9 protein-coding genes and 1 pseudogene are annotated in these 5,550 nt (G+C 57.0%); 4 read left to right on the top strand and 6 right to left on the bottom strand.

The features are described 5' to 3' along the window. Positions 1–492 (top strand): annotated as a pseudogene (locus BHD06_RS23970) (hypothetical protein); the annotation flags it as partial. A 3-nt stretch (positions 493–495) separates the two neighbouring features. Here the strand turns inward: BHD06_RS23970 and BHD06_RS22260 are convergent. Together BHD06_RS22260 and BHD06_RS22255 are read right to left on the bottom strand one after the other, a co-directional pair. Then, positions 496–897: a DUF2442 domain-containing protein gene (locus BHD06_RS22260; RefSeq protein WP_080459134.1), complete on the bottom strand. Its 402-nt coding sequence runs from the start codon at positions 895–897 to the stop codon at positions 496–498. Beyond that, positions 890–1,129 (bottom strand): DUF4160 domain-containing protein, encoded by a 240-nt coding sequence (locus BHD06_RS22255; protein ID WP_080459133.1) that lies wholly within the window; start codon positions 1,127–1,129, stop codon positions 890–892. The genes BHD06_RS22260 and BHD06_RS22255 overlap by 8 nt, the downstream gene beginning before the upstream one ends. Before the next feature lie 134 nt (positions 1,130–1,263). Between BHD06_RS22255 and BHD06_RS22250 the strand changes: the two genes are divergently transcribed. Then, positions 1,264–1,710, top strand: a complete 447-nt coding sequence (locus BHD06_RS22250; protein WP_080459132.1) for a hypothetical protein — start codon at positions 1,264–1,266, stop codon at positions 1,708–1,710. A gap of 131 nt (positions 1,711–1,841) precedes the next feature. Next, positions 1,842–2,225, top strand: a complete 384-nt coding sequence (locus tag BHD06_RS22245) for an Ltp family lipoprotein (protein ID WP_080459131.1) — start codon at positions 1,842–1,844, stop codon at positions 2,223–2,225. 69 nt (positions 2,226–2,294) lie between these two features. Here the strand turns inward: BHD06_RS22245 and BHD06_RS22240 are convergent, their stop codons facing one another. The 4 genes from BHD06_RS22240 to BHD06_RS22225 all read right to left on the bottom strand — a co-directional run bounded on the left by BHD06_RS22240 (position 2,295) and on the right by BHD06_RS22225 (position 4,673). Then, on the bottom strand, positions 2,295–2,606 hold the full coding sequence (locus BHD06_RS22240; protein ID WP_080459130.1) for a hypothetical protein: 312 nt from the start codon (positions 2,604–2,606) through the stop codon (positions 2,295–2,297). Between the two features lie 34 nt (positions 2,607–2,640). After that, positions 2,641–3,648, bottom strand: coding sequence for a replication initiator protein A (locus BHD06_RS22235; protein ID WP_080459129.1), 1,008 nt, complete (start codon positions 3,646–3,648; stop codon positions 2,641–2,643). Between the two features lie 255 nt (positions 3,649–3,903). Further along, the gene (locus BHD06_RS22230; protein ID WP_080459128.1) at positions 3,904–4,419 is read right to left on the bottom strand and encodes a hypothetical protein; all 516 of its coding nucleotides are present in this window, start codon (positions 4,417–4,419) and stop codon (positions 3,904–3,906) included. Next, positions 4,416–4,673, bottom strand: coding sequence for a hypothetical protein (locus tag BHD06_RS22225; protein WP_080459127.1), 258 nt, complete (start codon positions 4,671–4,673; stop codon positions 4,416–4,418). The genes BHD06_RS22230 and BHD06_RS22225 overlap by 4 nt, the downstream gene beginning before the upstream one ends. A 219-nt stretch (positions 4,674–4,892) precedes the next feature. Between BHD06_RS22225 and mobQ the strand changes: the two genes are divergently transcribed. Beyond that, a partial coding sequence (gene mobQ, locus BHD06_RS22220) for a MobQ family relaxase (RefSeq protein ID WP_176214475.1) occupies positions 4,893–5,550 on the top strand: 658 nt, incomplete at its 3' end.

Here is a 5,550-nt window from a genome sequence, read left to right as displayed (position 1 = left end):
GCCTATTTGCGCGAGATCGAGGTCGGGCGCGAGATCGACCATCGCAGCCTTGAGGCGCAGCGCGAAGAAAAGCTGGACCTCAAGGAACGGGCGCTTGAGCACGGCGACGACAGGGCCGCCCATGAATTTGAGATCGAGGCCGTGGAGCTGGACCGCGATCCCCTGCCGGACATTGGCTGGAAGGCGTGGGGCATGGAGCGGCGCGGCATCCAGACCACCGCTGGCGATCTGTGGCGTGATGCTTACGGACGGCTGGAACAGGTCCGCGAAGTTGTGTCCGGACTGCGTGAGCGTTTTGCCGAGACCTATGCCCGTGTGCGGGAGGTGGCCGAGCATTCCCTGAACGGGTTGGCCGAGGCGTTGCGTGGCGCGGACTTCTCGACGCTTGAAGCCGCGCATGAGCAGGTCAGGGAGCGCGACAGGGAGGCAGAGCGCAGCATCGAGCAGGAACGCGATATCAGCCGTGAAAGGGATGATGGGTTCAGCTTGTGACCATCATGCATGCTTGCGCGGCCTGCCGCCCTTGCGGCCATTTTCGCGGGCGGCGGCGGCTTTCGCCGGAGATTTGGCCTGCCCTGCCCGCCGGGCCATATAGGCTTTGGTTCCGAACAGTCCCGCCAGCAAGCCGGGGATGGACAGGTCTACATCGAGGGCTTCCCAATGCAGGCCGTAACCAGCACCGAGGATTTCAACCGCGGCGAGGTCTTCGTCCGTTGCAGCCTCCAACCCCTGCGCCACACGGGGTGGAAAGGCGAAAGTGCAACCGTTCGTCAGATCGACGATGATACGGCTGTTCCGCTTGTCATAGCGCACTGCATCGGCGCGCGGCTCTGTCTGCTGCGCGATGTGGCCACGCTCAATAGCGGCATTGATTTCAGAATCTGTCAGTTCAGCCATGGATTTCCCTCCATCTGGCAAGAAACGCCTCTTGCTGGTCCTGGACGATCTGCACGGCGCGGCGCACATCGTTCCCCTTCATGCCCTGGGCCCAGACAAGAGATGGAGCCCCGTCAGGCCCGATCAGGTTGATCTTGACTTGCCCGTCACCGAACACATGCACATGGGCCGGCTCATGATCGTCTGTGAAGATGATGACGCGCAGACCATGCGCTCGGTATATGGTGACCATAACTGAATTTAACCTATCACGTTGGGTTTTTCAAGGGACTTGCAAACCGCCTATTGGCGGGTGTTTCCGATGTGTGTATCCTGAACGGTAAGAAAACCAAGGGGAAACCCCCGTGAAATACAGGCGGAAACATCATGAAACTGACACTTGGACAGGCGGCAAAGACCGCGAAGCGTTCAAAGGGGACGCTGTCAAAAGCCCTTAATTCAGGCGGAATATCTGCGGAAAAGGACGACAAGGGGCGCTGGCAGATTGATCCGTCAGAGCTTTCCAGGTGGATGTCCGCGAACCCGTTTCCGAACAGTCTTGAAAACCAATCGGAAACCCTAGAGGAAACGCATGAAAACAGTGTCTTGGGCGTCGAAGTTAAGATGCTTAGAGAGCGGATCGACGCCATGACCGCCGAGCGAGATCGGGAGCGCGGCCAGCTCGTCGATCAGATCGAGGATTTGCGCGCTCGTCTGGACGGAGCGGAAGCTGAGCGGGTGCGGTTGAACGCGCTTTTGACCGATCAGCGTGAGAGGGGTGCAGAGCCATCCAAACGTGGTCTTTGGCGACGTCTGTGGGGAAAAAGTCTTTGAGAAACGCGAGAGTTCCTGCACGGAGGTGGACTTCAAACAGAGAAGAGCCTTGATCCAATCATGAATTTAGCGATTTTGGTCATGATATCCCCGTAGTTTTCGGGGTGTTTAGTTGGTAATGGAGAAAATTTATGAAGAAAGCAGCGGTCGTTATTGCCTTTTCTTGCGCGCTTATGAGCGCTTCAGTCACTTTGGCACAATCACTGACCGGCCCGCAGAAAAACGCTGTCAGGTCGGCGAATAGCTACCTGAGCATGACAGGTTTTTCCCGAGATGGCCTCATTGCGCAGCTGTCTTCCCCATACGGTGACGGCTACAGTGTGGCTGATGCCACAGCAGCGGTGAACAGCCTATCGGTTGACTGGAATGAGCAGGCAGCAAGATCTGCTCAGCAGTATCTGAGCATGATGGGATTTTCGTGTAATGGGCTGATTGAGCAACTGTCTTCGGATGCCGGAGACAAGTATACGAACAGCCAAGCATCTTACGGCGCGAGGCAAGCTGGAGCCTGCTAATACTCCGGGTCAGAAATAGCATTCACTGTCGCCAAATGCGCTCACAGAGCTTCTCTGGAAACAACAAATTCACGCGGTTCGGGGAATTTGAAGCCCCAGCTTCTGCTGCAAATAATCAAGATCTGCTGTGGCGCTTTTAGCTTTGAAGCCATCCGAAATTAGGTATTTTATATACATCTTATTGTAAATAAACATGAAAATTAGACCAGATAGGCCGAATGTGACTATTGCTGCAATTAGCAGGATCGCGAAACCTGCCCAGTGCCCGCGAAACAGAGGGGGAAAGAACCCAAAGAAAAACACGGTCCATGAAAAGCCCACAGGAGCTTCCCGAACTTGCCCTGTATGCGGGTTCTCGAAATAGATTTTTGCATGAGCCATGTTGTCCCTCTTAGATTGATTCTTGTGACATCCGTCATCTCAGGCTTTTTTGTTTATTGCAGTATGCCAAGAAAGCCGCACCTGCATTCTTTGGCGGATTTCCCTTAGCGGCTTCGCTCTTGGCGAACGCCAGCCAGTCAGAGCGCAGAGCGTAGTAGTCCCGGCCCTTTTCCCTGGCGATACCGCGCGCCTTGTCCTCTGCCCATTCTGGCAATCGGATCTCTGGCGAGAGGTCGCTCTGCGGAGAGCGTGGGCGGAAGATCACCAGGTCATCTGGGGTCAGCTCCATGCGATAGAACGGCGTATGATCGTCTTCGATGATCTGGCGGATGTTCAGCCGGAACTTTTTCAGGGGAGCATTGCTGCCGGTCTTTTCCTGAAGCTTGGCAAGGCCGATGTGCCATTTTGGCTGGCTACCGCAGTGCTTGCGGCCGATCTCATACAGGCGGCGTTCCAGCGGGCGGCGCAGGCGGAAATAGTCGTTGGAGATCGTCACGACCTCATCACCTTCGATTGCGCGCATCACCCAGTCGGAGAGAACGATTTCGCAGTAGTCGAGGCGGAAATGCTCGTCAGCGGTACGGACAAATCCGCCTTCGTCGATCAAACCAAAGATGCGGGTCTCGATCTTATTTCCGGTCGCAATATTAGTGGTGAACGTGGTCCCACGTAGACGCTGAAATGCATGTTCTAGGCGGTTGTAACCTAGATTGTTGGTCGGTCGGTTGGTTGCGATCAGCAACTCCCGGCCCGTGAAACGAACGCGCTTTCCGATTTTCTCCCCCCGGTTCTTTTTGTCCATCAGCTGGCTGATGCAGAAGATCAGGATGTCCTTGTCGAAGATGGTCGGGAGGCCACGACCCGAGGGGATTATCTCAAGCTTGTTGATGCCATTCTTGTACACCAGGTGGCGCATGTCTGGCTTGGTTGCGAGTGAGAACAGCGGGTGCTCCATCGAGGCCATATCGTCTTTTGGCACGACATCGGAGATGTCGAGGATGAAGAAGTCTTTCTGAGGGTGCCGGTCCGGTAATAACGCCATGAAATTTTCATAGCGGATATTCGCACCATCAGGAACCAAAAATTCGCACTATCAGGAACCGGGTTTCGTTTGACCTATCAGGAACCCGGCTTCGCACCTTTCGGAACCAAAATTCGCACCTTTCGGAACCCAGACTCGCACCTTTCGGAACCCTGTGGATAGTTTCTCTTTATGGTATCAGTGAGTTAAGGGCGATTTTTGGCCCCGTAACTTACTCCGTAGGTAACACTATTAACACTAGGAGTTGCCTGTGGATTATTCGCTGACCTGGAACACGCAGAACTTGCCGTTCTGCTGATCCGCGATGAATCCATCCTGCCGGGTGCAGGCCCAATCCAGCCCCATGAGCTGGACGCTGTCCGCAAAATCGCGGCCCAGGTAGTAATCGAACATTACCAATGAGACCAAAGCGCCCGTGGCAAGCCCTGTAAGGGCTGAGAAAGCCATCAGGAGCCAGGCGTTGCGCCTACGGGCCAGAACAGTGCTTGAGGCCGCTCTACGGGCCTCTGAGAGGCTGCGCACGGCATCATCAACCTTTCCCTGCATCTCACGGGCGGTCTGATCCAGAGAATGTGCCAGACGGGACGCACCTTCCCTGCCCCCTTGCGAAGCTGCATTCTGGACCCCCGCGATTTTTTCCGCGTTGTCCTCCAGTGCGGCTTGCAGGTGCTTGAGCCGTTCTTCCGTGATCTGGCGCTTCTTCACATCGGCGATCTCGACCCGCAGCAGGGTAAGGGTATCGGTCAGGGTCTTGATGGGATCGTTGCTCATGCTTGGTCGTCTCCGATGAATTTCCGCAGCTCATCCAGCAGGGGTTCCGCGTCCTGCTTGTCCACGGCCCGTGTCAGCGAGGTTTCCAGCAACCGGACCAGGTAGCGGGCCAGCTTTTTGTCCTTGAAGGCCGCAGGGATGATGGTCGCGCCGACGATGATCTTTCGGCGGGTGTCTTTTGTCCGCTTTTTGGTCTTGAGCCTCTGGACCCTGTTCTCGGCCTCGGCGATTTGCTGGTCGATGGTTCGGGGCATCAGAGTTGCGAGGTCCTGTTCTGGGTGCTACGGTGAAAACACTTTAAGTGCTCACTTATACATTGCCAAGGCAATGTGTGAGGTCTCAACGGGGTAAACCCCAAGGCGACGCCATTCCCCCTTGCCGCAAGCGGCAACATGGGGCGGCGCTTCGCCCGCCCCAAACCCCACCAGACCAGGGCATTGCCCTGGACCAACGGCACAGGCTCACCCGCTCCGATGGCGATCTATCATTTCTCCGCAAAGATGATCTCCCGCAGCACGGGGCGCAGTGCCGTTGCCGCCGCCGCCTATCGGACGGCAGAGCGCATCGAGGACCACCGCCAAGGGTTGGAGCATGATTACTCCAATCGCACGGGCGTCCTGCACACCGAGATTCTCGCTCCTGACGGCACACCCGAAGCCTTGAGAGACCGGGCAACCTTGTGGAACGCCGTCGAGCAGGCGGAACGGCGCAAGGACGCCCAGCTTGCCCGCGAGGTGACGGTCGCTCTGCCCCACGAGCTGACGGACGCACAACGGACCTCTCTGGTGCGGTCCTTCGTGCAATCCGCCTTTGTCGATCGGGGCATGATTGCGGATGTGGCTCTGCATGCCCCCGGAAGGGAGGGGGACGAGCGCAACCACCACGCCCATATCATGCTAACCACCCGTTCCATCGGCGCAGACGGTTTTGAGGGCAAAGACCGCTCATGGAACAGCAAGGAGCTGCTGGCGGATTGGCGCGAGAGCTGGGCCGATCATGCGAACGCCTATTTGCGCGAGATCGAGGTCGGGCGCGAGATCGACCATCGCAGCCTTGAGGCGCAGCGCGAAGAAAAGCTGGACCTCAAGGAACGGGCGCTTGAGCACGGCGACGACAGGGCCGCCCATGAAT

This window comes from Roseovarius sp. A-2, from assembly GCF_002072155.1.
Classification (GTDB): Bacteria; Pseudomonadota; Alphaproteobacteria; order Rhodobacterales; family Rhodobacteraceae; genus Roseovarius.
This window is presented reverse-complemented; position numbering and strand designations above follow the sequence as displayed.

Coding starts and splice junctions, on each gene's coding strand:
- BHD06_RS22260 (WP_080459134.1), bottom strand. CDS start 897: ATGGCTGAACTGACAGATTCTGAAATCAATGCCGCTATTGAGCGTGGC.
- BHD06_RS22255 (WP_080459133.1), bottom strand. CDS start 1,129: ATGGTCACCATATACCGAGCGCATGGTCTGCGCGTCATCATCTTCACA.
- BHD06_RS22250 (WP_080459132.1), top strand. CDS start 1,264: ATGAAACTGACACTTGGACAGGCGGCAAAGACCGCGAAGCGTTCAAAG.
- BHD06_RS22245 (WP_080459131.1), top strand. CDS start 1,842: ATGAAGAAAGCAGCGGTCGTTATTGCCTTTTCTTGCGCGCTTATGAGC.
- BHD06_RS22240 (WP_080459130.1), bottom strand. CDS start 2,606: ATGGCTCATGCAAAAATCTATTTCGAGAACCCGCATACAGGGCAAGTT.
- BHD06_RS22235 (WP_080459129.1), bottom strand. CDS start 3,648: ATGGCGTTATTACCGGACCGGCACCCTCAGAAAGACTTCTTCATCCTC.
- BHD06_RS22230 (WP_080459128.1), bottom strand. CDS start 4,419: ATGAGCAACGATCCCATCAAGACCCTGACCGATACCCTTACCCTGCTG.
- BHD06_RS22225 (WP_080459127.1), bottom strand. CDS start 4,673: ATGCCCCGAACCATCGACCAGCAAATCGCCGAGGCCGAGAACAGGGTC.